Below are 24,236 nucleotides of genomic sequence, written 5' to 3' on the forward strand. Positions count from 1 at the left end.
CGCCGCGGATTCCGCCGACCATTACGATGTGGCGCCCGCGCACTCGCTGCCCTACGCGGACGGCGAGTTCGACCTGGTGATCGCCTACAACGTGCTGATGGATGTGGACGACGTGCCGGCCGCCTTGCGCGAAGCGCGCCGGGTGCTCAAGCCGGGCGGCACGCTGTTCATTTCCATCGTCCACCCCTTCCGCGACCGTGGCCGCTTCGCAGGGCCGGAGGCCGACGCGCCGTTCGTGGTGGACGGCACGTACTACGGGCGCGAACACTTCGATGGCAAGGAAACGCGTGACGGCCTGAGCATGCATTTCGCGGGCTGGTCGCTGCCGTTGCAGGACTACATGGCGGCGCTGGAAGCGGCGGGCCTGGCCATCGTATCGCTGCGTGAACCGCAGCCGGACCAGGCGCCAACGGCGCAGTGGCGGCAATGGACCCGGCTGCCGATGTTCTTGTGGATCAAGGCCAGGCCCCTGCCGGTTGGCGGTTGAGGGTTCACGGGGGCGTGGGCCGCCGCGTCACATCGCGGCCATCAGCGCCGCCGCCTTGCGCGCCAGCCTGGCCACGCCGAAGCTCATGGCCAGCTCGTGCCCTTCCAGTTCCGCCAGCGGTACCCAGCGGGCGTCGCGCGCGTCGTCGCCCGCGACCGGTTCGCCGGACTGCCAGCGGCACAGGACCGCGATCAGGATGAAGTGGCGGCGCAAGGCGCCGGTTTCGTCGCGGTCGAAGACGTCCACCGCGTCGAACACATGCAGCGGTTCGGCGACCACGCCGGTTTCTTCCAACAGTTCGCGCACGGTCGCAGCTTCGATGGCTTCGCCGGCATCGATCTTGCCGCCGGGAAAAGCCCAGCAGTTTTCGTCGGGCGGGTTGGCGCGGCGCACCAGCAGCACGTGGCCGTCGCGGATGACGGCGGCGATGGTGGCGGGAATGGGGCGGGCGATGGGTGGGGTAATGGGAGCGGTCATGCGGCGTTCCGGCGTGGGGATAGCTTGAAAGGGTACGCTTCCTGTCATTTAGCGCAAATCCCCGTGGTGCCGGACGGCTTCCTTGGGCACACTGTAGCCGCGCTTGAGACGAGCGCGTCGGATCAGAATATAGGGGCAGCGCCATGGACACGCCGGACCGGCAGTTACGTTATTTCGTGCGGATCGCGGAACTGAAATCCCTGTCGCGCGCCGCCGAAGACCTGGACCAGACGCAATCCGGCCTGAGCCGGCAACTGGCTGCGCTGGAAGCGCATGTCGGCAAGCCGCTGTTCACGCGGACGGGCCGCGGCGTGGAACTGACCGAGGCGGGCAGCCGCCTGCTGGACGGCATCCAGCCCGCCTACCAGAGCATCGACCGCGTCGTCGACACGGTGCGCCAGCGCGAAGGCGTGACCCACGGCACCGTGCGCCTTGCCACCGTGCACACGCTCAGCTACTACTTCATGGCCGAGGTCGTCGCCCGCTTCGTCAGCAGCCACGAACACGTGAACCTGTCCGTGATGGGCCGCAGCTCGCCGGATGTGGTGGCGCTGGTGGAAAGCGGCAAGGCCGATGTGGGCTTCGTCTATGACGCGGCGGTAGCGTCGGACACGGTGACGTCCACGCCGTTGTTCGACGACGAGATGTGCCTGATCGTGCGCCAGGACGTGCCGCTGGCCGACGCGGTCGATCTGGGCGGCATGCCATTGCGGCTGGTCGGCTTTCCGCCCCATTACGCGCTGCGCAAGATGATCCACAGCGCGGGCCTGCAGCCCGAATTCATGGCCGAGGCCGAAACCATCGACGCCATGCTCAAGCTGGTGTCTTCGGGCGTGGGCGCCTGTATTCTGCCGTCGCGCATCCCCGATAAGCTGCTGACCGACTACGGCTTGCGCAAGGTGGGCATCCGCAGCCCGGTCCTGCGCCGGCGGGTGGTGGCGATCACCCCGGGCCAGCGCCAGCCGCTGCCGCTGGTCGCCGAGCTGCTGGCCTGCGCGCACCGCATCGCCGCGGCCTAGCGGCTGGCTTCGCCGCAGCTGGCCGAATAGCAGCTATGAGCCTGGCTGCATGGCTCTATGGCGCGGTGGTTTCCATACTGTCCTGACCTTGCGCGGCGTCCATCGACGCCGAAAGCAAAGGACATCAAGGGGAACCCATGACAACCGCATTGCGAGAAAAAACGTATTTCGACACCCGCGCCACGCAGGAAATGGCGCGCCATCTACAGGCCGTGCCCCGCAGCACGCAGGAAACCATGGCCTACGCCTGCCGCATCCTGGCGATGACCGAGCAGGAAGCGGGCCTGGCCGGGCAGATCAGCGTGCGCTCGGATCGGCCGGGCGCGTACTGGACCCTGCGCTTCGGCCTGGGATTCGATGAGGCGACGCCCGCCGACTTCATCGAAGTCGACCGCGACCTGCACACCCTGACGGGCGACGGCATGCCCAACCCGGCCACCCGTTTCCACCTGTGGGTCTACGAAGCGCGGCCCGACGTGCAGTCCATCATCCACACGCATTCGCCCTGGGCGTCCGCGCTGGCCGCGGCGCGCCAGCCGTTGGTGATCTCGCAGATGGATATGACGCCGCTGCACGATGATTGCGCGTTCCTGGGCGAATGGCCCGGGGTGCCGATCGCGGATCAGGAAGGGGTGATCATCTCGGAGGCGCTGGGGCGCAAGCGCGCCATCATCCTGGCGCACCATGGTTATCTGACGGCGGCCGCTTCCTGCGAGGAAGCAACGTATCTGTCGGTGTACCTGGAGCGCGCGGCGCGCATGCAGATCCGCGCCCAGGCTTTCGGACCGTTGACGCCGGTGGATGACGCCCTGGCCCGCGAGGCGCACGACTACCTGCTCAAGCCGTCGATCGTGCGCGCCACGTTCAACTACTGGGCCAGGCAGACGCACGGCATCGCGCCGCTGCCGCAGCCCCAAGCCTGATTCCGCCGACGATCCGATCAAGACTTTTTCAAGGGGAGTCACGATGATGACGACCAAGCCTGCGGCTGCGCGCTCGCGCCGCGATTATGTGACGGCTGGCCTTGCCAGCATGATGGGCACCACGATCGAGTGGTATGACTTCTTCCTGTACGGCACGGCTGCCGCATTGATTTTCAACAAGATCTTCTTTCCCGCTTTCGACCCGTTGACGGGCACGCTGGCGGCCTTTGCCACGTATTCGGTGGGCTTTTTCGCGCGGCCGCTGGGCGGCGTGATCTTCGGCCATTACGGCGACAAGATCGGCCGCAAGTCCATGCTGCTGATCACGTTGCTGCTGATGGGCGTGCCCACCATCCTGATCGGGCTGATCCCGTCGTATGAGCAGATCGGCTATTGGGCCGCCGTGCTGCTGGTGCTGATGCGTTTCCTGCAAGGCATCGCGGTGGGCGGCGAATGGGGCGGCGCGGTGCTGATGGCGGTGGAGCATGCGCCCGAGGGCAAGAAGGGATTTTTCGGCAGCCTGCCGCAAGCCGGCGTGGCGCCCGGCCTGATTTTGTCGTCGCTGGCGATGGGCGCGGTGGCCGCGCTGCCGGAAGAGGACATGCTGGCCTGGGGGTGGCGCCTGCCGTTCCTGGCCAGTGTGGTGCTGCTGCTGGTGGGATGGTTCATCCGCGTGAAAGTGGCCGAGTCGCCCGATTTCGAGCAGATGCGCGAAAAGGGCGCCAAGGTCGAGGTGCCGGTGGCCGAAGTGCTGAAGCACCATCGCCGCGCGCTGCTGGTGGTGGTGGGCGCGCGGTTGGCCGAGGTGACGTGGTTCTACACGGTCGTGACGTTTTCGCTGGCCTACGCCACCGGTACGTTGGGCATCCCGCGTTCGGTCATGCTGGACGCCACGATCTGGGGAGCGGCGCTTGCGTTGTTCACGATGCCGCTGTTCGGCGTGCTGGGCGACAAGATCGGCCACAAGTGGGTGTTCATGGCGGGCACGGTGGGCATCCTGATCTGCGCGCCGCTGTTTTTCAACTTGCTGGGATCGGGTGACAAAGGCGGGATCATCGTGGCGGTTTGCCTGGCGGTGGGGCTGGTGTACGCCTGCCTGTACGGGCCCGAGGGCACGCTGTTCTCCAGCCAGTTCCCGGCGCACGTGCGGTACACCGGCATTTCGCTGGCGGTGCAGGTGTCCGGCGCCATCGGGGGCGGCCTGGCGCCCATCGTCGCGACGTGGCTGCTGGCCAAGGGCGGCGGCGATCCCAAGTACGTGGTCTGGTACCTGAGCGCCTTGGGCGTGGTCGCTTTTATCAGCGCCTGGCGCATGCAGGGCGAGGCCGCCGCGCATCCCGCGCTGCGCGTGCCTTCGGCGGCAAGGACCTGAGAACGCCATGAAGACGATCGACTATTACTTCTGGATGAACTCCGACTGGGCCTATCTGGGCGCCGACCGGCTTGAAGCGCTCGCCGCCCGGCAGCAGGCGGTGATCCGATACCTGCCCGTGGACCTGCCTGATGTCTATTCGCGCACGGGCGGCGTGCTGCTGGGGCAGCGCTCGCCCGAACGGCAGGCCTACCGCGTGGCGGAGCTGGCGCGCTGGTGCCGCAAGCTGGGCGTTCACGTGAACCCGCAGCCGGCGCACATGTGTCCGGATGCGGGGCTGGCCTCGCGCATCGTCATCGCGGCGGACCTTGCCGACACGCCGGTGCCGGCGCTGTACAAGGCGATCCTGAAAGCGCAGTGGGTGGACGAACAGGACATCTCCGACCCCGCCGTCTTGCGTGGCGTGCTGGAACGGCTGGGTCTGCCGGCCGACCGCTTGCTGACGGCGGCGCAGGCCCCCGCCATCGACGCCGCGTATCGCCGCAACACGGACGACGCGGTCAAGGCCGGCGTCTTCGGATCGCCGTCCTACGTGTTCCGGGGCGAGGTTTTCTGGGGGCAGGACCGGCTGGACATGCTGGAGGAAACCCTCGCCCCGTCGCCCCTTACTTCTTCACCAGCGGGCAGGTCGACTTCGACAGGGGCATGAACGCCTGGTCGCCCGGCAGCGTCGCCACCAGCTTGTAGTAGTCCCACGGCCGTTTGGATTCAGACGGCTGCTTGACTTCAAACAGGTACATGTCGTGCACCATGCGGCCGTCTTCGCGGATGCGGCCGTTGGTGGCGAAGAAGTCGTTGATGGGCAGGGACTTCATCTGCTTCATCACGGCGGTGGGCTCGTCGGTGCCGGCCGCCTGCACCGCCTTCAGGTAGTGCATCACCGATGAATACGTGCCCGCCTGACTCATGTTGGGCATCTTCTTCAGCTTGTCGTAGTAGCGCTGCGACCAGGCGCGGGTCTGGTCGTTCATGTCCCAATAGAAGGCTTCGGTCAGGGTCAGGCCGGCGGCGGCTTCCAGGCCGATGGCGTGGATGTCGTTGATGTACAAGAGCAATCCCGCCATTTTCTGGCCGCCCTTGGTCAGGCCGAATTCACTGGCCGCCTTGATGGCGTTCACCGTGTCGCCGCCCGCGTTCGCCAGCCCGATGACCTGGGCCTTGCTGGACTGCGCCTGCAACAGGTAGGACGCGAAATCGCTGGACCCGAGCGGATGGCGCGAGGCGCCCAGCACCGTGCCGCCGTTGGCCTTGACGACTTCGGTGGCGGAAGCCTGCAGGGTGTGCCCGAAAGCGTAGTCCGCCGTCAGGAAGTACCAGGTCTTGCCGCCTTTTTCGACGGTGGCGCGCGCGGTGGTGTTGGCCAGCGACCAGGTGTCGTAGGTGTAGTGGACGGAATAGGGCGAACACAGGTCGTTGGTGATGCGTTCCGTGCCGGGGCCGCTGAAGACGACGATTCTCTTCTTCTCGCGGGCGACTTCCAGCACGGCCAGCGCGGGCGCCGACCCTGCCACGTCCATGACGGCATCCACCTTTTGGGTGTCGTACCATTCGCGCGCCTTGGCGGCGGCGATGTCGGCTTTGTTCTGGTGGTCCACCACCATCAGGTCGATCTTCTTGCCCAGCACCGTGCCGCCGAAGTCGGCGATGGCCATTTCAGCGGCCGTGGCGCTGCCCTTGCCGGTCACGTCGGCGTAGACGCCGCTCATGTCCAGGATCAGGCCCAGCCGGACGATGTCGTCAGAGATGGCGGCAGGCTGGGCGGTTGCCGGGGCCGTCATGGCCGCGGCAATGCCGGCCGCCAGGGCGGTGGTGGTGAACAAGCGGGTAAGCGTGCTGCGGCAATGCAATGAAATCCGGGGCGTGTTGGCGTTAGCCATGGTTGTCTCCTCTTGTGCCGGATCTGTCTGGAACCTGCTGGCGCTTGATGGCGTGATGCCGCGCTCTATTTGGGTCTGGCCGCGAAACGGGGGCGTGGTGGCGGGATGGGCTCCTTGGGTGGTCGGGATTGGGGTGGCGGGGTCAACGCTGGGTCAGCAGGTCGAATTCCATCCGCACCTTGCGGAAGGGGAACTCCAGCCGCGCGAAATAGACCACGCGGCCGTCGATGCAGGCATAGCGACGCAGTTCGGCCACCGGCGACGAAACGGGGATCCGCAGCGATTCCGCGGATTCCTGGCCGGCTTCGATGACGTTCAGCACCTGGCGCGCTTCCGTGATGCGGGCGCCGTAGAACTGGTCCAGCACGGGTGCGACGGTGCTTTTCTGGATGCGGGCGCGGTGCTTGCGGAACAGGCCGCTTTCCAGGAATACCTCGCTATAGCAAAAGGGGCCCGCGTCGGTGGTGTGCACGCGCCGCAGGTACTGGAAGCTGCCGCCGCGGTCCGCGCCGCAAGGCATGCCCAGCGTGTCCGGCAGTGGGGAATCGGCGCTGGATTCCACCAGCGACACGGTGCCCAGCTGATTGCTCAGTTCCACCGTTTCGGCCCAGGTCTTGGGGATCAGCAGCGTCGGGGTTTCAGGCAGTTCGGCATTGACGAACGTGCCCGACCCGCGCGACCGCCGGATCAGCCCGTCTTGCTCCAGCAGGCCGAACGCCTGCCGGATGGTCGCCCGCGAGATGCCATAGGTTTCCATCAGCGATTCCAGCGGCGGGATCTGCTGGCCCGGCCGCCACGTGCGGTTCTGGATATGGCTGCGGAACAGCGCCGCCGCTTGCAGATAAAGCGGCTGGGGGCTGTGCGAGAAAAGCTTGCGGGCGGACATGGTCAGGGGGCAGGCGGCGGTGAAGAATCCGAGAGCATAGCCTCCGCCATGTCGCGCAGGCGGTGCTTCTGTATCTTCACCGAGTTGGCGCTTTCCACCGACGGGAACGCGTCCAGGACGGTGAAGCCCACAGGCGCCTTGAAACCGGCCATGGCGGCTTTGCAGGCGGCCGTCCAGCCCTCGGGGTCGGCCGTGGCGCCTTCCTGCAGCAGCACGAATGCGTAGGGCACGGTCTTGCCGTGGCGCATGGCACCCACCACCTGGCAGGCGCGCACGCCGGGCAGGGTCTCGACCACCTGTTCGATTTCAACCGGGTTCACCAGGAAGCCGGACAGCCGCAGGGAATCGCCCATGCGCGTCTGGAACACGAACTGGCGTGGCGTCAGCGTATAGCCCAGGTCGCCGGTCTTGAAATAGCCGTCGTCCGTGACGGCGTTGCGGGTGGCCTCGGGGTTGTCCAGATAGCCTTGCATCAGGCTGGGCGACAGGATCTCGATTTCGCCGGACTCGCCGTGGGGCAGCACCTGCCCCGATTCGGGATCGCGGGCGCGCACGCGGGCTTCGGGGTAGACCAGCTTGCCTCCGGGCTGGTGCCGCGCCGACACGTCGCCGTCGGCCGGGTCGCGCGGCTGGCCTGCCACCAGCGCGATCAGCTCGCTGGACCCGTACAGGCCTGTCAGCGGCACGTCGGCCTCGCGGGCCAGATCCAGCATGTTGTCCAGCGCGGGCGTGAAGCTGGCGAAGCCGAACAGGCGCGCCGAGGCGAAGGCGCCCGGCGGCGCGGCCTGCATCATGCCCACCAGCGCCTCGTTGTTGGCGTAGGTATGCGTGACGGCGTAGCGGTCCACGGCCTCGGCCGACTGCGCCGCGTTGAACACCGGCGCGCAGACGACGGGCACCCCTTGGGCCAGGCCGCCCACCAGTGTCGCAAAGCCGAATGCGCCGCAAAACGGCGCGCTGGCCAGCACGCAGCTGCCGTCGTCGTAGCCGAATGCCTGCGCCACCGCCGCGCCGTGGCGCAACAGGGTCTGCTGGTCATGCAGGACGAACTTTGGTTTGGAGGTGGTGCCCGACGTGGTGAAGCACAGCACGCCCGCGTTGCCGTGCGCGGCCGGCGGCGGGGCGGCCGTGGCCAGCACGTCCGCATAGCGGTGCGCCGGTTTGCCCGCGATGGTGGCGGGGGTAGGTTCATCCGCCTCGGTCAGCGCCACCACGCCTTGCAGGCGCGTCAATTGGCCGGGGTCGACGCCGTCAAGAATGCCCTGGAAATCGATGCCTTTGAACCCGGGCCAGAACACCAGCCAGTCTGCTTGTCCGCGGCCCAGGATGTCGGCCACTTCCAATGCCCGGAAACGCGTGTTGACGGCCAGCACCAGGGCGCCCAGGTGCGCGCAGGCCAGAAACGATTCCACCCAGGCGGCGCCGTTGGGCAACCAGACCGCCACGCGGTGGCCGGGCTGCACGCCGATGCGGGCCAGCCCGGCGGCCAGTCCCCGGCTGCGCGCGCGCAGTTGCGCGGCGCTGATCCGCTGGTCCTGGTCGATCAGCAGGGTTGCGTCGGGGCGGCGTGCGGCCAGCCCGTCCAGATGGCCGGAGAATGTCGAGATCGGCATGTGCATGGCTTACACCGTGGCGATCGGCGTCACGGGGGAGCCCACGGCGCCGGGCATGCGCAAGGGCGGTGCGGTCAGCAGGAAGCGGTTGCGTCCCTGCGCATGCAGCCAATCGGCCAGGTCCTTCAAATACCAGAGTTCCGCCAGCGGCACGCCCAGCTTGAACAGGCAATGGTGATGCAACGGAAGGATCGAATGGCCGGGGCCGGACGTGCGCGCCGGGTAGGATTCCACCGCATAGTTGTCCGCGCACAGGGCGGCCACGCCGCTGGCCGTGATCCAGGCCAGCAAGGCGGCGTCTGCGCCATCCAGCACGGCACCGGTCTGTTCAAGCGCGTGCGGGTCCGGCTGGCCGTTCATGGCGACGAGGCTTTCGGCGAAACCCGTGCGCAGCACCAGCATGTCGCCGGGCTCGACGACTACGTTCTGGTCGCGCATCGCGGCCTGCAATTGCTCGTGGCCCACCAGCGTGCGGCCGGTGCCGAACGCCCGCGCCAGGTCTACCAGCACGCCACGGCCCTGCATGCCCTTTTCAGCATAGCGGCTGACGCTGAGCTTGCGGGCGTACGAGCCGCCCGGCGGGCAGCAGGCGTCACTGGAAGGGTCGGGGTCTGCGCCGCCGAATACGTCCACGCCGGCGGCGTAGCCGTTGTAGTAGACGCGGCGGGGTTCACCGTCGCCCTGGATGTCGAACAGGGCGCCCACGTGGCACAGGCCGTCCCATTGCGTGGAGTACTGCATGGACAGGGTCACCTGGTCGTCCGACAGCACGTCGACGGCCTCGGGCTGCACCTGGGACATCGCAAAGTTCAGATAGGGCGTGCCTTCGCGGAACGTCGGCTTGAGCGTGGGCGCGTGCCGGCGCGGATTCAGCACATTGCCCCCCGGCAGGTCCAGCGGCAGCGACAGGCAGAACACCTTGCCCGCGCGCACTTCGCGCACCGCCTGCAGCACCTTTTCTTCCGTCAGCAGGTTCAACCGGCCAAGTTCGTCATCCGGCCCGAAGTCGCCCCAGGTGGATCCTTCAGGGCGTTGCGTCCAGCGTTTCATTTGCTTGTCTCCTATCCGTTTTCTGTGTTTTTATAACTATAGTACGTATTTACGTACTTTGAGTATCCTCGAAAGCCTTAAGAAGAAATCCGCAATCAGCGGGTTCGATAGGAGACAAATCCATGACGCAATCCGAGCATCCGCGCGCCGCGCGGCGCTGGCTGGCCACTGCCGCCCTGGCCGCCGCGGCGCTGCCCGCGGCCCATGCCGCCGGCTATCCCGACCATCCCGTCACCGTCGTCGTGCCGTATCCGCCGGGCGGCGGCGCGGACATGTTCGGCCGCGCCATCGCCAATGCCTTGCAGCCCGGCCTGAAGCAAACGGTGCTGGTGGAAAACAAGCCGGGCGCGGGTGGCAACATCGGCATGGCCTACGTGGCCCGGGCCAAGGCGGACGGCTATACGCTGGGCCTGGGCACGATCGGCACGCAAACCATCAACCCGTTTCTCTACAGCAACATGCCGTTCGACCCCGAACGCGATCTGGTGCCGATCGCGCTGGTGTCCACGACGCCCAACGTGATCGCCGTCAGCGCCAAGTCGCCGTACAAGACGGTGGCCGACGTCATCAAGGCGGCCAAGCAATCGCCGGACAAGAAACTGACCTACGCGTCGCCGGGCATCGGCTCGTCGGTCCATCTGACGGGCGCGTATTTCGAGTCCATGGCAGGGGTGACGATGCTGCATGTGCCGTTCAAGGGCACGTCGGCATCCTTGCCGGCCGTGGCCGGCGGCCAGGTGGACCTGCTGTTCGATAACCTGCCGGGCGCGCTCGCGCAGATCAAGGACGGCGGTCTGGTGCGTGGCGTGGCGGTCACCTCCGGCCAGCGCGACCCTTCCGTGCCGAATCTGCCCACCGTCGCCGAATCCGGCCTGCCGGGTTTCGACGTCACGGCCTGGTTCGCCCTGTACGCCCCGCGCGATACGCCGGCGCCGGTAGTCAAGCAATTGATCGACGCGGCCCGCAGCGGCTTGCAAAGTCCCGCCGTGGCGACCCAGTTCGCCACCATGGGCGCCAAACCCGGTACGCTTTTCGGCAGCGACCTGGCCGCCTTCGAACGCGACGAACGCAAGAAATGGGGCGGCCTCATCAAGGAAAAAGGAATCACCGCGCAATGAACACCCCCATCGCACTGGTCACCGGCGGCAGCCGGGGCATCGGCCGCGCCATCGTGGCGCGGCTGCTTCAGGACGGCTATCAGGTCGTCAATTTCAGCCGCCGGCCGCCCGACGAGGCGTTGCCCGGCGAAACGTTCCGTTCGGTCGACCTGGGCGATGCGACCGCGACCCGCCAGGCGGCCCGCGAGCTGGCGGCCGAGCGGCCCGTGCTGCATCTGGTCAACAACGCCGGGATGATCCAGGTTGCCAACATCGATGAGGTGTCGGAAGAAGACCTGCTGCGCACCATGGCCTTGAACCTCACGGCGCCGGTGCTGCTGTTGCAGGCGTTGTTGCCCGGCATGCGTCAGGCAGGTTATGGCCGAGTGGTCAACATCGGCAGCCGTGCCGCGCTGGGCAAAGGCGGCCGGACGGCCTACGGGGCGTCCAAGGCCGGGCTGGCCGGCATGACGCGCACCTGGGCGCTGGAGCTGGCGGCCGACGGGATTACCGTGAACACCGTGTCGCCGGGGCCGATCGCGACCGAACTGTTCAATCAGTCGAATCCGCCGGGCCAGCCCAGGACGCTGGCGCTGGAAGCGTCCATCCCCGTGGGCCGCGTCGGGCGGCCGGAAGAGGTGGCGCACAGCGTCGCCATGTTCCTGGACCCGCGTGCGGGCTTCATCACGGGGCAGTTGCTGTACGTGTGCGGCGGCATATCCGTGGGACTGGCCGGCTAAAGGCTGTCGTCCAGTTCCCAGGTGAATGCCGGCGTGATCTGCAGCGACAGGCCTTGCGGCCATAGCAGCTTGTGCAGCCGGATCACATCAAAGGCGTAGACGTTTTCCGCCACGGGCGAGTCGTGGTCGAGGATGGCGCGCGCCGCGTGGATGCCGATGCCCAACGTCGCCGACAGGCGGGCGATGGCCGTGGTCCGCGTGATGTCCAGGGGACGTGCGCGCACGGTGTAGGGCGTGCGGTCATGGAAGGGGTGGTACGGGTTGGTCGTGGCCACCATCCAGCCGCAATGCACGCATTCCGCGATCAGGCTCATGCCCTGCGTGCGGGACGCCTGGGGATGGCCGCATTCCGGGCAGGGGGTGTCGGTGATCGGCATGTCAGGCCCGCGTATCCGGCCGGTCGTGGAACCGGCCTACATGGCGTTCGACCGCCTTGCGCGGCATTTTTCCGGCGCTTTGCAGCGCGCCGGCCCGTTCTTCGCGCAGGCGCCGCAGCACTTCGGTGGGGGCCACGCCGAAATGCGCCGCGAATTTACGCTGGAACGTGCGCCGCGACATATGGCAGGCATCCGCCATGTCGTCCACCGACCAGCGTGCCGACAGGCGGGCTTCGATCTTTTCAACCAGATCGCGGAACGGCGCAGCCACGCGATCCTGCAGGCGCAATGTCTGGCTGTATTGGCGCTGGTCGCCGTCGCGGCGCATGAAGACGACCAGCCGGCGCGCCACTTGCTGTGCCAGCGCCGCGCCATGGTCGCGTTCGATCAGCGCCAAGGCCAGGTCGATGCCCGCGGTGACGCCCGCGGAGGTCCAGTACTTGCCGCTTTCGATGAAAATGCGGTCGTCCTGCACGCGCAGGGTGGGGTACCGCTGGCGCAGCCGGTCCGCCGAGCGCCAATGCGTGGTGACGGCCAGGCCGTGGAGCAGGTCTGCCGCGGCCAGGATGAACGCACCGGTGCAGACGCTGCACGTGCGCGCCGCGCCAGCGTCGCGGCGGCGCAACCAGGCGCGCGTTTCCCCGTGGGCGCTGGCGCGGTCGACACCCGGGCCGCCCGGCACCACCAGCATGTCGATCGGGGCGTCGCCATCATCCTCGAAGGTGCCGTCCACCTGCATGCGCAGCCCTTGCTCCCAGGTGCTGACGACGGGGGTGGCAGCGATGGTGTTCAACTGGTAGAGGGGCTTTCCCGCCTCTTCGTTGGCGGAACTGAATGCCTGCCAGGGGCCGGCCAGGTCCAGCGGCTGAAAGCCGTCGAACAGCATGAACAGCACGCGCCGTGGCGCATTTTCCGGCATTTGTGGCGCAACGGAGCGGGCGCGTCCGCCTATGCTGGGCACTGGCGTTCTTGAGGGAGCATCGTCATGCATGTGAATTTTCTCTTGTTCGAAGGGCTGACCCAGTTGGATATGACCGGTCCCTATGAGGTCCTGGCGAATGCGCCGGGCTTCACCGTGGATTTTGTCGCAAAAACGCGCGATCCGGTGCGTTGCGACCGCGGATTGCAATTCGTGCCCACCCAGACGCTGGCCTCCGCGCCGCCCTGCGATCTGCTTGTCGTGCCGGGCGGGCCGGGCACGGATGATGCCATTGTCGACCCCGAGTGGGTGGCGTTCACGCGGCGGCAGGGCTTGGGCGCGCAATATCTGTTCGGCATTTGCACGGGGTCGCTGCTGTTGGGCGCGGCGGGCCTCTTGCGCGGCAAGCGGGCATCCAGCCATTGGCGGGCGCGCGAACTGCTCTCGTACTTTGGCGCCACGCCCAGCGAAGAACGCCTGTGCGTGGACGGCAACCTCTATACCGCGGGCGGCGTGACGTCGGGCATCGACATGGGGCTGAAAGTGGTGGCGGCGCTATGTGGCGACGACGTGGCCAAGCTGATCCAGCTGCAGATCGAATACGACCCCAAGCCGCCGTTTCCCGGCGGTACGCCCAAAACGTCGGAGCCGGCCGTGGTCGAGCGCTACCTGGAGCGGTCGCAGGCGCGCTTCGAGCGGCGGCGGGCCGCGGTGGAGCAGGCCGCGGCGGCCATGCCGTAGGCCGCGGCGCGCTATTTGCCCAGGTGATCCAGCGGCAGCGGGCTTTGGGGCTTGACGGTCTGGATGGCGAAATTGCTGCGGATGTCCTTCACGCCAGGCAGCTTCAGAAGCGTGCCCAACAGAAAGCGTTCGTAGCCGCGCAGGTCCGGCACCACGACTTGCAACAGGAAGTCGGACTCACCGGACACCAGATGCGCGGCGATCACTTCCGGCAGCGCGCTGACCTCCTTGCGAAACTGTTCGGCGTCGCGTTCGTGGTGCCGTTCCACCTTGACGCCGACGAAGACGGTCAGTCCCAGACCGACTTCGTCCGGCGCCAGCCGGGCTTCGTAGCCCTGGATCACGCCGGCTTCTTCCAGCATGCGCACGCGGCGCAGGCACGGCGAGGGCGACAGGCCGATCTGTTCGGCAAGCTCGACATTGGTCAGGCGACCATTCTGCTGCAATGCCTCGAGAATGCGCCTGTCATAGGCGTCCAGCACGTGTTTTGGCATGGATTTGGAAAAATCAGTGGCGTGTAAGTTGAATATGCCAATCATGGTAGCGGGATTGGCATGAATCGCAAGCACATGCCAGCCCGATTTTCCTAGAATGATCGCCTTGACGAGCATGCGTGGGAGCGCGGTGATGGCCGATATGGCGATGTTTCTTGGGGCGTTGCTGATTGTCTACGTGGTGCCTGGGCCGGACATGATCCTGTTGCTGGAAACCGGGGTGTTGCGTGGCCGCGGACAGGCGTTGGCGGTGGCCGCCGGGCTGGCCATCGCGCGCGCCGCCCATGTGACGCTGGCAGCGCTGGGGCTGGCTGCCTTGTTCAAGACCCACCCCTGGGCGTTCGACGCCGCGCGCACGGTGGGCGGCGTTTATCTGATGTGGCTGGGCGTGCGGCTGCTGCGCGCCGGACCCGTCGCATTCGATGCCGCCGGCCAGGAGCCGCCGCGCGGGGCCGGCTGGGGCGGCGCGCTGCTTGCCGGCGTGCTGACCAACGTGCTCAACCCCAAGGCGTTGCTGTTCTGCTCGGTGCTGCTGCCGCAGTTCGTGTCGCCGGCCCACGGGCCGATCGGCCCGCAGTTCGCGTTGCTGGGCGTCATCCTGGTCAGTCTCGGGTTGGCGTTCGACGTCGTGTGCGCGTTGGCGGGCGGAGCGGTGGGGCGCTGGATGTCGTCCAGCCCGCGCGCACAGAAGGTGCAGAGCGTGGTCTTTGGCACCGCGCTGATTGGCTTCGGCTTGCGGCTGACCTTCGCGCAACGCCCTGCCTGAAGCGCATAGGGGTGGTGCTTGCCAGCATGAACAAAGGGCCTGACGCGTCGCCGCGGCAGGCCCTTTTCCAAAGCGGCCAGGCCGCTTACTTGCCGAACGCGTAGGCGTCTTCGTCCAGGTCTTCTTCCTTGACGGCAGGCGGCGTGGCGCCGTCCTGCAACATTTCCGCCGGCGTCATGCCCTTGGTCAATTCCAGCGCCTGGCGTTCGAACAGGCGCCGGTACAGGCCGCCCTTCAAGCGGATCAGCGCATCGTGGCTGCCTTCTTCGATGATGCGGCCACGATCCATCACCAGCAGGCGGTCCAGCGCGCGCACGGTCGACAGGCGGTGCGCCACCACCAGCGTGGTGCGGCCTTCCATCAGCCGGTCCATGGCTTGCTGGATCAGCACTTCGCTTTCACTGTCCAGGCTAGAGGTCGCCTCGTCCAGGATCAGGATGGGCGAATCCGCCAGGAACGCCCGCGCGATGGCCACGCGCTGGCGTTCGCCGCCCGACAGTTTCACGCCGCGCTCACCCACCAGCGTGTCGTAGCCCTTGGGCAGCGACATGATGAAGTCGTGCGCGCTGGCCAGCCTGGCCGCTTGCTCGATCTGGGCCTGGGTGGCGCCCGGCCGCGCGTAGGCGATGTTCTCCGCCAGCGTGCGGTGGAACAGCACCGGATCCTGCTGCACGATGGCGATCTGGCTGCGCAGCGACGCCTGCTTCACCCGGGCAATATCCTGCCCGTCGATGGTGATGCGGCCGTCGTTCACGTCATACAGACGCTGGATCAGCTTGATGAACGTGGTCTTGCCCGAACCCGAATGGCCCACCAGCCCGACGCGTTCGCCCGGCGCGATGCGCGCGGAGAATTTGTCGTACAGCGCGGTGTTGTGCGAACCATAACGGAAGGTCACGTCTTCGAAGCGGATTTCGCCGGCGGTGATCCGGATCGCGCCTGCGCCGGGCTGGTCGGACACGCCGAGAGGCTGGCGTTCCATCGCCACCAGTTCCTCCATGTCGTTGACCGAGCGCTGCAGGTTGCGGATGTGCATGCCCACGTCGCGCAGATAGCCTTGCAGCACGAAGAACATCGTCAACGTGAAGGTGATGTCGCCCACGGTCGCCTGGTTGCGCGACCACAGCAGCAGCGACGCGCCCAGGATGGCCGCTTGCATCGCCACCAGCATCGCGCCCTGGATACCGCCGTTCAGCGTGGCGCGCACCCAGGTGCGCCGCGTGCGGTTGCGCCATTTGTTGACCACGCGGTCCAGCCGGACTTCCTCGCGCGTTTCCGCGCCGAAGGCCTTGACGACCGCGTTGCAGCTGACGGCGTCGGCCAGCGCGCCGCCCATGCGGGTATCCCAGGCGTTGCCCAGGCGCGCGGCCGGCGCCACGAAGCCGAGCGACAGCGCGGCGGTGACGGCGATGTACAGCACCGAACCCAGGCCCACCACCAGGCCCATCAGCGGCCAGTGCGCGCCCAGCAACGCGGTGGCGCCCACCAGCATCACGATGGACGGCAGCAGCGCGACCAGCAGCGTGTCGTTCAGGATGTCGACGGCCCACATGCCGCGCGTGATCTTGCGCACCGTGGATCCGGCGAAGCTGTTGGCATGCCAGTCGGTGGAAAAGCGCTGCACGCGGTAGAAGGCGTTGGACACAATGCCGTTCATCATCTTCAACGTGAAGGTGATGATGTTCTGGAACACGGCCTGGCGCAGCAGGGTGCCGCCCACGCCCAGCGCCACCAGCAGCCAGAAGGCCGTGATGGCGGCGTTCCACGCCAGGTCGTTGCCGCTTGAGCCCGAAGCGACGGCGTCGACCAGTCGGCCCGCGTACATCGGGGTCAGGATATCGGCCACGGCCGACAGCAGCGCCAGCAGCACGATGACAAGCGTGCGCCAGGGTTGCAGCCTCCAGTGGCGGAAGGTAAAGCCCAGGACATCCTTAAAGGCCTGTCCTCGAAAGTCTATTTTTTTTCTAGCCATAACAATGGCCCGGCGGCACAAGACACGCCAGGATGTCCTTGTGAGGAAAGAGGGGATAACAAGCCGGATGCTCAAGGCACCGGCAACTGCGTTCAGGGGTTTGGAGCGGGCACGGAGGACCAGTCGCCAGGTAACGGTCTAGCGATGGATCCGCGCGGGCGACGACTTAATGGCGTCGCGGGGACACGCGCGGGACGGCGTTGAGCATGGGGTGAGTCATCATGCAGCCTCCCTGTCGGTGATTTGAGTGGACGAAAAAAGGAAATGAGCAAAGGCCCGTATTGCTGATTCTATAGAAGTGATGTAGGCGAATCAACGGGGGCGGCGCCCACGCCATGCCGAGTGTGGGTTTTTTTCAACTTGGCATTCGGCGGATCACGCCGACGTGAACAGGTCCGCGGGCAGTTGCGCGACGGCCTCGTAAGTCAGGCGGATGTGGGCCGCCAGTAGCGTGCAGGCCTGGTCGGCATCGCGCGCCAACGTGGCGTCAAGAATGCCCTGGTGCTCATCGTGCAGATCGCGCGCGATGGGCTTGCGCGTGACTGTCAGGCGGCGGTAGCGCTCGGCCTGTTGATACAGGATGCCCAGGAAGTGGTGCATCCAGCGCGACGGACAGGCGCTGATCAATTCGCGGTGGAACTCGCGGTTGCGTTGCTCCCATTCTTCGAAGCGGGCCTCGGGATCGGCCGCCAGGCGCTGTTCCGCTTTGCTGAGGCGATGGAAGGCGCCCAGCACCGCGCTTTCCCAGGTGTCGTCGCCCACGGCGATCGACTGGCGCAACGCTTCGGTTTCCAGCAACACCCGGTTTTCGGTGATGTCGCGGAAGTCGTCCAGCGAAATGGGGGTGACGTGAAAGCCGCGCTGTCCCTGTGCGATGACCAGCGCATCGGACACCAGCAACGCCAGCGCTTCACGCAGCGTGCCCGCGCCCACGCCGTAGTCGTCCTTCAGGTGTTCGACGCGCAGGCGCGAACCCGGCGGATGCTTGCCCTGGATGATGTCGCGTCGCAGGTTGACATAGGCCGTGCCCACCAGCGTGTTGGCCGACGCGGTATGGGCAAGCGAGGGGAGCGGGGTGCCGTCTGACATGAAGAACACTGTAGCACTACGCCGAAAAAATCTCGATAAAAATTGTTGACTTCGAGATTTGCGCTGCCTATCGTAGAAAAAAGCGCCGCCATCCTGCGGAAAAATTCCCCCGGCACCAGCCGGCGGCAGGCGCACCAGGAGACAAGCAGTGATACGGCTACATGACATCCGGTACGTCCGGCTGGGCACCCGTGATCTGGAGGCCGCGGTGCGCTACGCGACCACGGTGCTGGGGCTGGAGCTTGCCCGCAAGGAACATGGGGCGGCGTACTTCAAGTCCGATTCCCGCGACCACACCCTTTGCTATTTCGAAGGTGATCCGCGCGACCATACGGCCGCGTTCGAGGTGGATTCGCCGGAAGAGCTGGAGCGCGCCGGCGCCGTGCTGGAACGCAGCGGTTATCTGGTGGCCGCCGGGCGCCGTGAAGACGCCGAGCAGCGCTATGTGCGCGATTTCCTGCAATTCACCGACCCGTCCGGCAACCGCATCGAACTGGTGCTGGCGCCGCACCACAGCGGCCGGCGATATTTCCCTGGCCGCGACGCCGGCGTCACAGGGTTCTCGCACATCGGGTTGCGCACCCTGGACCCGCGGCGCGATGAAGCCTTCTGGACGGGGCTGCTATCCGCCCGCGTCAGTGACCGTATCGGCGAGGCGCCACTGCTGCGCATCGATGAAGTCCATCACAAGATCGCGTTGTTCCCGTCGACGTATCCGGGCGTGCAGCACATCAACCATCAGGTCGAGAGCATCGACGACATCATGCGCGCCTGGTATCAGCTGCGCGAATGGAACGTGCCAATCCGCTTTGGCCCCGGCCGCCATCCGACCTCGGGCGCGATGTTTCTGTATTTCGACGGCCCGGACGGAATGATCTACGAATACTCCACCGGCGTGCGGCTGATCAGCGCCGAAGAGGAAAAGACCCACCGGCCCCGCAGCTTCCCGGCGGTGCCGTCATCGTTCTGCATGTGGGGCGCCAAGCCCGATATCCCGGAGTTCAAGACATGAGCGCGGTGCGCAAGGACGCCAGCGGCGGGCAGGAGGCGCTGGTGCGCGTCGCCGCGCGCGCGCTGGCGCGGGCCGATCTGGTCCACGCCTACGGGCATTGCAGCAGCCGGCTGGATGCGGGCCATTTCCTGGTGTGCGCGGCGCGGCCCATGGGGCTGATCACGCCCGGCGAGGCGGGCACGGTGGTGCCGGTGCACGGGGAGTTGCCCGACGGCGTGCTGGGCGAAGTGCGCATCCATCAGCACATCTATCGTTTGCGTCCCGATGTCGGGGGCGTGGTGCGTTCCATGCCGCCCACGGTGATGACCCTGTCTTCGGCGCGCGTCACGCCCGCGCCACGCCACGGCATGGGCGCTTATTTCTCGCCCGCCGTGCCGCTGTGGGACGACCCTCAACTGGTGCGTACCGATGCGCAGGCGCGTGGCGTGGCCCAGACGCTGGGCGCCGCCAGCGCGATCGCGATGCGCGGCAACGGCGCCGTGGTGGCGGCCGAGTCGTTGATGCATGCCACCGTGCTGACCTGGTATCTGGAAGACGCCGCCCGCATCGAATGGCAGTTGCGCGCCGCAGGGCTGGCCGACGGGGCGCCCGTGCTGTCGCCCGAAGAGGCCGCTGTCCGCGCGGTGGGCACGGGACGCATCTATGAACGCATGTGGGAATTCCTGACCGCCGGCGACCCCGAGGGCGCGCTGGCCGACCTGTCACAACCGAGAGCGCAATGACCGATTTCCGCAATTTCATCGACGGCCGCTGGGTCGAAACGGGAAAGACCTTTGATAACCGCGATCCGGTCGACAACCGGCTGATCGGGCGGGTGCACGAGGCGGGCGACGCAGAAGGCGACGCCGCGGCGCGGGCGGCCAAGGCGGCGCTACGCGGCCCTTGGGGCCAGCTGAAAACCCAGCAGCGGGTGGAACTGCTGCATGCGGTGGCCGACGGCATCACCCGCCGCTTCGATGATTTCGTCGACGCCGAGATCGCCGACACCGGCAAGCCATACGACCTGGCCAGCCATCTGGACATTCCGCGCGGGGCGGCCAATTTCAAGATCTTCGCGGACCTGATCCGCAACGTTCCCAACGAGACCTTCGACCTGGAAACGCCTGACGGCGGCCATGCGCTGAACTACGGCGTGCGCGTGCCGCGCGGGGTCATCGGGGTGATCTGTCCGTGGAACCTGCCGTTGCTGCTGATGACCTGGAAGGTCGGGCCGGCGCTGGCCTGCGGCAATACGGTCGTGGTCAAGCCGTCCGAAGACACGCCGGGCACCGCCACCTTGCTGGGCGAAGTCATGAACGACGTCGGGGTGCCGGCCGGCGTCTACAACGTGGTCCATGGGTTCGGGCCGGGCTCGGCGGGCGAAAAGCTCAGCCGCCATCCCTTGGTGGATGGCATCACGTTCACCGGCGAGACCCGCACCGGCGAAGCCATCATGCAGGCGGCGGCGGTGGGCGTGCGGCCGGTGTCGTTCGAGCTGGGCGGCAAGAACGCGGGCATCGTATTCGCGGACGCCGATTTCGACCGCGCCGTGGCGGGCATCGCCCGGGCGGCGTTCGACAACACGGGGCAGGTCTGCCTGGGCACCGAGCGCGTTTACGTGCAGCGCCCCATCTTCGAGCGTTTCGTCGCGGCGCTGGGCGCGCAGGCGCGCGGCTTCAAGCTGGGCCGGCCCAAGGACCCGGGCGTGAACCTGGGGCCCCTGATTTCGCAGCGCCATCGCGACAAGGTGCTGGGCTTTTACGCCCGCGCCAAGGAAGAAGGCGCAAACGTGGTGGCGGGCGGCGGCGTGCCGGACATGCCGGACGGCCTGGCCGCCGGCGCGTGGATCCAGCCCACCGTCTGGACCGGCCTGCCGGAATCGTCGGCGGTCATCCAGCAGGAGATCTTCGGGCCGTGTTGCCACATCGCGCCGTTCGATACGGAAGAAGAAGCCATCGCCCTGGCCAACGCCACGCCTTACGGCCTGGCCGCGACCGTATGGACAAGCAATGTCGGCACGGCCCACCGGCTAGGCGCGGCGCTGGACGTGGGCATCTGCTGGATCAATTCGTGGTTCCTGCGCGACCTGCGCACGGCGTTCGGCGGGGCCAAGCAATCGGGCATCGGCCGCGAAGGCGGCGTGCATTCGCTGGAGTTCTACACCGAGCTGCGCAATGTCTGCGTGAAGCGCTGACGCGTCAAGGCAGGCGCCGCGCAGAACGGCGCCGCCGCCCAAACCCCAAGGAGACATTTCATGCAAGCAATCCCAAGCAGCCTGGCCGCGCTGGCTGCGGCGGCGGCCCTGACCGTGGTGGCGCCGCAACCGGCGCGCGCCGACATACGCATCGGCTTCACGGGCGTGCTGTCCGGACCGCAAGCGGCGCTGGGCCAGGACCAGTACGACGGACTGATGCTGGGCATCGAACAGCTGGGCGGCAGCCTGGGCGGACAAAAGGCGGTGGTGATCCGCGACGACGATCAGCTCAAGCCCGATGTGGGCGCGCAGATCGTGCAGAAATTCATCGAAAAGGACAAGGTCGACGTGATGGTCGGGCTGGGCTTTTCGAATGTGCTGATGGCCGAGCTGCGGCGCATCAAGGAGTCCGGCGTGGTGGCGCTGTCCACCAATGCCGGTCCGGCGCCGATCGCCGGCCGCATGTGTCTGCCGAATCTGTTCGTGCTGGGGTGGCAGAACGACAGCATGTCGGAGGCCATGGGCAAGTACGTGAAAGACCAGGGCTACAAGCGCGCGTATCTGATGTCGGCGAATTACCAGGCGGGCAAGGACAAGCTGGCGGGCTTCAAGCGTTTCTACGGCGCGTCGCCGGCCGACGAGGTCTATACGCAGCTGGGGCAACTGGACTATTCGGCCGAGATCTCGCGCATGCAGTCGGCCGGCCCCGATGCGCTGTTCGCCTTCTATACCGGTGGCGTGGGCGTGAACTTCGTGCGCCAGCTGCGCCAGGCCGGGTTGATGGAAAAGCTGCCGTTCTTTTCGGAAAGCCTGATCGATTCCAACACCCTGACCGCGTTGAAGGAGCAGGCCGTGGGCGCCATCTACGGCACGCCGTGGGCCACCACGCTGGACAACCCGCAGAACCGGAAATTCGTCGAGTCCTTCAAGGCCAGGTACGGCCGCCTGCCGTCGGAGTATGCCGTGGGCGGCTACGACGCGGCCTACCTGCTGGATGCGGCCGTGCGCGCGCAGGGCGGAAAAGTGGGCGACAGCAAATCGCTGGCGGCCGCCGTGAAGGCGGCGGGCGCCACGTTTCCATCGGTGCGCGGCAAGTTCCGCTTCAACACCAACAACATGCCGGTGCAGAACCTGTATGCCTACCAGGTGGTGAAGGAAGGCGACGGCATCGGCTTGAAACAGCTTGCCACGGTGTTGACGGATCATCAGGACGCCTACGTGGCGGACTGCCCGCTGAAGTGAAGGGCCCGCGGCCCTCGGGAGACGTCCGATGAATGGATCGCTGCTGTTGTCGCAATTGCTGAATGGCCTGCAACTGGGTGCGTTGCTGTTCCTGATGTCGTCGGGGCTGACCCTGATCTTCGGCATCATGAATTTCATCAACCTGGCGCACGGTTCCCTCTACATGATCGGCGCCTTCCTGGGGGCCACGGCCTATAACGCCAGCGGTTCGTTCGCGTTCTCGATCCTGGCCGCCGTGGCGGGAAGCGCGTTCGTCGGGGTGGTGCTGGAACGGCTGATCGCGCGGCCGCTGTACCGGCACGACCATCTGTACCAGGTGCTGGCCACGTTCGGGCTGATGATGTTCTTCAATGAGCTGGCTTCGGTCATCTGGGGCAGCCGGCCGTACTACGCCGCGATCCCGCAGGGGCTGGAGGGCGCCGTCAGTCTGTTCGGCAGCGATTATCCGGTGTACCGGCTGATGATCATCGGGATCGGCGCGCTGGTGGCCGTGGGGGCGTGGTTTCTGATTCAGCGCACGCGCTTCGGCATGCTGATCCGCGCCGGGGCCAGCAACGCGCCCATCGCCAGCGTGCTGGGCGCCAACGTCGACCTGTTGAAAACGCTGCTGTTTCTGCTGGGGGCGGTGCTGGCCGGCGTGGCGGGCGCGCTGGCGGGGCCGATCCTGTCGGTGCAGTCGGGCATGGGCGAACCGGTGCTGATCCTGGCGTTGGTGGTGATCGTGGTGGGCGGCATCGGTTCGGTGCGCGGCACGCTGATCGCCGCGTTGCTGATCGCGATGATCGACACGCTGGGACGCGCCTTCCTGCCGGACCTGCTGCGCGCCGTGTTCGACGCGCCGGTCGCCAATGCGGTGGGGCCGGCGCTGGCGTCGATGCTGATCTACGTACTCATGGCCGTGGTGCTGGCGGTCCGCCCGCAAGGCCTGGTCTTTTCGGCGCGCCGCTAAGCCGCGCGCCACTGCACAGGGGCAATCGATCATGCAAGAACCTATTGGCCGGCGCTGGGCGCTGCCGCTGCTGTTTCTGGTCCTGGCCGCCGTTCCGTTCGTGGCGCAGTGGCTGGGCGAACCCTTTTACGTGACGCTGGGCGCGCGCATCCTGATCTACGCGTTGGCGGCGCTGGCGCTGAACCTGGTGCTGGGCTTTGCCGGCCTGGTGAGCTTCGGCCACGCCATGTTCCTGGGCCTGGGCTGTTATGCGGTGGGCATCCTGAGCTTCTACGGCGTCGGCAATGGCTGGGTGCAGTTGGCCGTTTGCATCGGGGTCTGCGCGCTGGTCGCCCTGGTGGTCGGGACGGTGTGCCTGCGTACTTCGGGCATCGGTTTCATCATGATCACGCTGGCCTTTGCGCAGATGTTCTATTTCCTGGCGGTCAGCCTGCGCGAGTACGGCGGCGACGACGGACTGAACATCTATGAGGCCAGCGCGTTCGGCCTGTTCGACCTGGGCGGCAGCCAGCCCGTGTATTGGGCGGCCTGGGCGCTGCTGCTGGCGGCCAGCCTGGCGATGCTGCGATTGCGGCGATCGCCTTTCGGCATGATCCTGCGGGCCACGCACGCCAATCCGCGGCGGGTCGACGCGCTGGGCTATTCGGTGTTCGGCGTGCGGCTGGCGGCCTATGTGGCCTCGGGCGTGCTGACGGGCATCGCGGGCCTGCTGCTGGCCAACCTGACCGCGTTCGCGTCGCCCAGCTATATGTCGTGGCCGGTGTCCGGCGAACTGATCGTCATGGTGGTGATCGGGGGCCTGGGCAATGTGCTGGGTCCGATCTTCGGCGCGGTGGCGTACCTGCTGCTGGAAGAGGCCTTCAAGAGCGTGACCCAGCATTGGATGCTGCTGATGGGGCCGGTGGTGGTGGTGATCGCGATGCTGGCCCGGGGCGGCTACGGCCGGTCGCTGGCGTGGCTG

Annotated in this window: 25 protein-coding genes; 15 read left to right on the forward strand and 10 right to left on the reverse strand. The window is 66.9% G+C overall.

The window, feature by feature from the left end:
* A partial coding sequence (locus tag ACE039_RS30050) for a class I SAM-dependent methyltransferase (protein WP_485824163.1) occupies window positions 1-487 on the forward strand: 487 nt, incomplete at its 5' end.
* A 27-nt stretch (window positions 488-514) separates the two neighbouring features.
* Here ACE039_RS30050 and ACE039_RS30055 read toward each other — a convergent pair.
* A complete protein-coding gene (locus tag ACE039_RS30055) occupies window positions 515-964 on the reverse strand; it encodes an NUDIX hydrolase (RefSeq protein ID WP_485824164.1) in 450 nt (149 codons plus the stop codon).
* 143 nt (window positions 965-1,107) lie between these two features.
* On the opposite strand from ACE039_RS30055, the gene ACE039_RS30060 reads away from it, so the two are divergent.
* From ACE039_RS30060 to ACE039_RS30075, 4 genes are all read left to right on the forward strand, one after another.
* Complete coding sequence (locus ACE039_RS30060; protein ID WP_105560246.1) at window positions 1,108-1,983, forward strand: LysR family transcriptional regulator; 876 nt, start codon at window positions 1,108-1,110, stop codon at window positions 1,981-1,983.
* Between the two features lie 137 nt (window positions 1,984-2,120).
* Entirely contained in the window at window positions 2,121-2,906 is a 786-nt protein-coding gene (locus ACE039_RS30065; RefSeq protein WP_448709101.1) for an aldolase, read from the forward strand.
* A 43-nt stretch (window positions 2,907-2,949) separates the two neighbouring features.
* Window positions 2,950-4,278, forward strand: coding sequence for an MFS transporter (locus ACE039_RS30070; RefSeq protein WP_310033575.1), 1,329 nt, complete (start codon window positions 2,950-2,952; stop codon window positions 4,276-4,278).
* A gap of 7 nt (window positions 4,279-4,285) precedes the next feature.
* Window positions 4,286-4,927, forward strand: coding sequence for a DsbA family protein (locus ACE039_RS30075; RefSeq protein ID WP_485824165.1), 642 nt, complete (start codon window positions 4,286-4,288; stop codon window positions 4,925-4,927).
* Here ACE039_RS30075 and ACE039_RS30080 read toward each other — a convergent pair.
* From ACE039_RS30080 to ACE039_RS30095, 4 genes are all read right to left on the reverse strand, one after another.
* Window positions 4,884-6,155, reverse strand: a complete 1,272-nt coding sequence (locus ACE039_RS30080) for an ABC transporter substrate-binding protein (protein WP_485811319.1) — start codon at window positions 6,153-6,155, stop codon at window positions 4,884-4,886. The two genes, ACE039_RS30075 and ACE039_RS30080, sit on opposite strands and share 44 nt — an antisense overlap.
* 142 nt (window positions 6,156-6,297) lie before the next feature.
* Window positions 6,298-7,041, reverse strand: a complete 744-nt coding sequence (locus tag ACE039_RS30085; RefSeq protein WP_310033583.1) for a GntR family transcriptional regulator — start codon at window positions 7,039-7,041, stop codon at window positions 6,298-6,300.
* A 2-nt stretch (window positions 7,042-7,043) separates the two neighbouring features.
* Entirely contained in the window at window positions 7,044-8,660 is a 1,617-nt protein-coding gene (locus ACE039_RS30090) for an AMP-binding protein (RefSeq protein WP_485824166.1), read from the reverse strand.
* A gap of 3 nt (window positions 8,661-8,663) precedes the next feature.
* Window positions 8,664-9,704 carry a cyclase family protein gene (locus ACE039_RS30095; RefSeq protein ID WP_313463737.1) on the reverse strand — a complete coding sequence of 347 codons (1,041 nt, stop codon included), beginning with the start codon at window positions 9,702-9,704 and terminating at the stop codon, window positions 8,664-8,666.
* 122 nt (window positions 9,705-9,826) lie between these two features.
* On the opposite strand from ACE039_RS30095, the gene ACE039_RS30100 reads away from it, so the two are divergent.
* Both ACE039_RS30100 and ACE039_RS30105 read left to right on the forward strand, forming a co-directional pair.
* Entirely contained in the window at window positions 9,827-10,822 is a 996-nt protein-coding gene (locus ACE039_RS30100) for a Bug family tripartite tricarboxylate transporter substrate binding protein (RefSeq protein ID WP_485824167.1), read from the forward strand.
* Window positions 10,819-11,541, forward strand: coding sequence for an SDR family NAD(P)-dependent oxidoreductase (locus ACE039_RS30105; RefSeq protein ID WP_485824168.1), 723 nt, complete (start codon window positions 10,819-10,821; stop codon window positions 11,539-11,541). The genes ACE039_RS30100 and ACE039_RS30105 overlap by 4 nt, the downstream gene beginning before the upstream one ends.
* Here ACE039_RS30105 and ACE039_RS30110 read toward each other — a convergent pair.
* Window positions 11,538-11,918 carry a zinc ribbon domain-containing protein gene (locus tag ACE039_RS30110; protein ID WP_485824169.1) on the reverse strand — a complete coding sequence of 127 codons (381 nt, stop codon included), beginning with the start codon at window positions 11,916-11,918 and terminating at the stop codon, window positions 11,538-11,540. The genes ACE039_RS30105 and ACE039_RS30110 overlap by 4 nt on opposite strands.
* A gap of 1 nt (window position 11,919) precedes the next feature.
* Window positions 11,920-12,837, reverse strand: a complete 918-nt coding sequence (locus tag ACE039_RS30115; RefSeq protein ID WP_485824170.1) for a GlxA family transcriptional regulator — start codon at window positions 12,835-12,837, stop codon at window positions 11,920-11,922.
* Window positions 12,838-12,903: 66 nt separating this feature from the next.
* Between ACE039_RS30115 and ACE039_RS30120 the strand changes: the two genes are divergently transcribed.
* On the forward strand, window positions 12,904-13,578 hold the full coding sequence (locus ACE039_RS30120; RefSeq protein WP_105559934.1) for a DJ-1/PfpI family protein: 675 nt from the start codon (window positions 12,904-12,906) through the stop codon (window positions 13,576-13,578).
* Between the two features lie 11 nt (window positions 13,579-13,589).
* On the opposite strand, the gene ACE039_RS30125 is transcribed toward ACE039_RS30120, so the two are convergent.
* The gene (locus ACE039_RS30125; protein ID WP_105559980.1) at window positions 13,590-14,072 is read right to left on the reverse strand and encodes an Lrp/AsnC family transcriptional regulator; all 483 of its coding nucleotides are present in this window, start codon (window positions 14,070-14,072) and stop codon (window positions 13,590-13,592) included.
* 142 nt (window positions 14,073-14,214) lie between these two features.
* Here ACE039_RS30125 and ACE039_RS30130 point away from each other — a divergent pair, with 142 nt between their 5' ends.
* Window positions 14,215-14,838: a LysE family translocator gene (locus tag ACE039_RS30130; RefSeq protein ID WP_485824171.1), complete on the forward strand. Its 624-nt coding sequence runs from the start codon at window positions 14,215-14,217 to the stop codon at window positions 14,836-14,838.
* Window positions 14,839-14,923: 85 nt separating this feature from the next.
* Here the strand turns inward: ACE039_RS30130 and ACE039_RS30135 are convergent, their stop codons facing one another.
* Together ACE039_RS30135 and ACE039_RS30140 are read right to left on the reverse strand one after the other, a co-directional pair.
* Window positions 14,924-16,810 carry an ABC transporter ATP-binding protein gene (locus tag ACE039_RS30135; protein ID WP_485824172.1) on the reverse strand — a complete coding sequence of 629 codons (1,887 nt, stop codon included), beginning with the start codon at window positions 16,808-16,810 and terminating at the stop codon, window positions 14,924-14,926.
* A 375-nt stretch (window positions 16,811-17,185) separates the two neighbouring features.
* The gene (locus ACE039_RS30140; protein WP_105559981.1) at window positions 17,186-17,899 is read right to left on the reverse strand and encodes a GntR family transcriptional regulator; all 714 of its coding nucleotides are present in this window, start codon (window positions 17,897-17,899) and stop codon (window positions 17,186-17,188) included.
* A gap of 148 nt (window positions 17,900-18,047) precedes the next feature.
* Here ACE039_RS30140 and ACE039_RS30145 point away from each other — a divergent pair, with 148 nt between their 5' ends.
* From ACE039_RS30145 to ACE039_RS30170, 6 genes are all read left to right on the forward strand, one after another.
* Window positions 18,048-18,911, forward strand: a complete 864-nt coding sequence (locus tag ACE039_RS30145; RefSeq protein WP_448711400.1) for a VOC family protein — start codon at window positions 18,048-18,050, stop codon at window positions 18,909-18,911.
* Complete coding sequence (locus ACE039_RS30150) at window positions 18,908-19,633, forward strand: class II aldolase/adducin family protein (protein WP_485824173.1); 726 nt, start codon at window positions 18,908-18,910, stop codon at window positions 19,631-19,633. The genes ACE039_RS30145 and ACE039_RS30150 overlap by 4 nt, the downstream gene beginning before the upstream one ends.
* Window positions 19,630-21,084, forward strand: coding sequence for a 2-hydroxymuconic semialdehyde dehydrogenase (locus tag ACE039_RS30155; RefSeq protein WP_485824174.1), 1,455 nt, complete (start codon window positions 19,630-19,632; stop codon window positions 21,082-21,084). The genes ACE039_RS30150 and ACE039_RS30155 overlap by 4 nt, the downstream gene beginning before the upstream one ends.
* A gap of 60 nt (window positions 21,085-21,144) precedes the next feature.
* Window positions 21,145-22,326: an ABC transporter substrate-binding protein gene (locus tag ACE039_RS30160; protein ID WP_448711406.1), complete on the forward strand. Its 1,182-nt coding sequence runs from the start codon at window positions 21,145-21,147 to the stop codon at window positions 22,324-22,326.
* Window positions 22,327-22,354: 28 nt separating this feature from the next.
* A complete protein-coding gene (locus tag ACE039_RS30165; protein ID WP_485824175.1) occupies window positions 22,355-23,275 on the forward strand; it encodes a branched-chain amino acid ABC transporter permease in 921 nt (306 codons plus the stop codon).
* A gap of 31 nt (window positions 23,276-23,306) precedes the next feature.
* Window positions 23,307-24,236: branched-chain amino acid ABC transporter permease (locus ACE039_RS30170; RefSeq protein WP_485824176.1), on the forward strand; the 930-nt coding region annotated here is incomplete at its 3' end.

Source organism: Achromobacter maghribensis, from assembly GCF_057334215.1.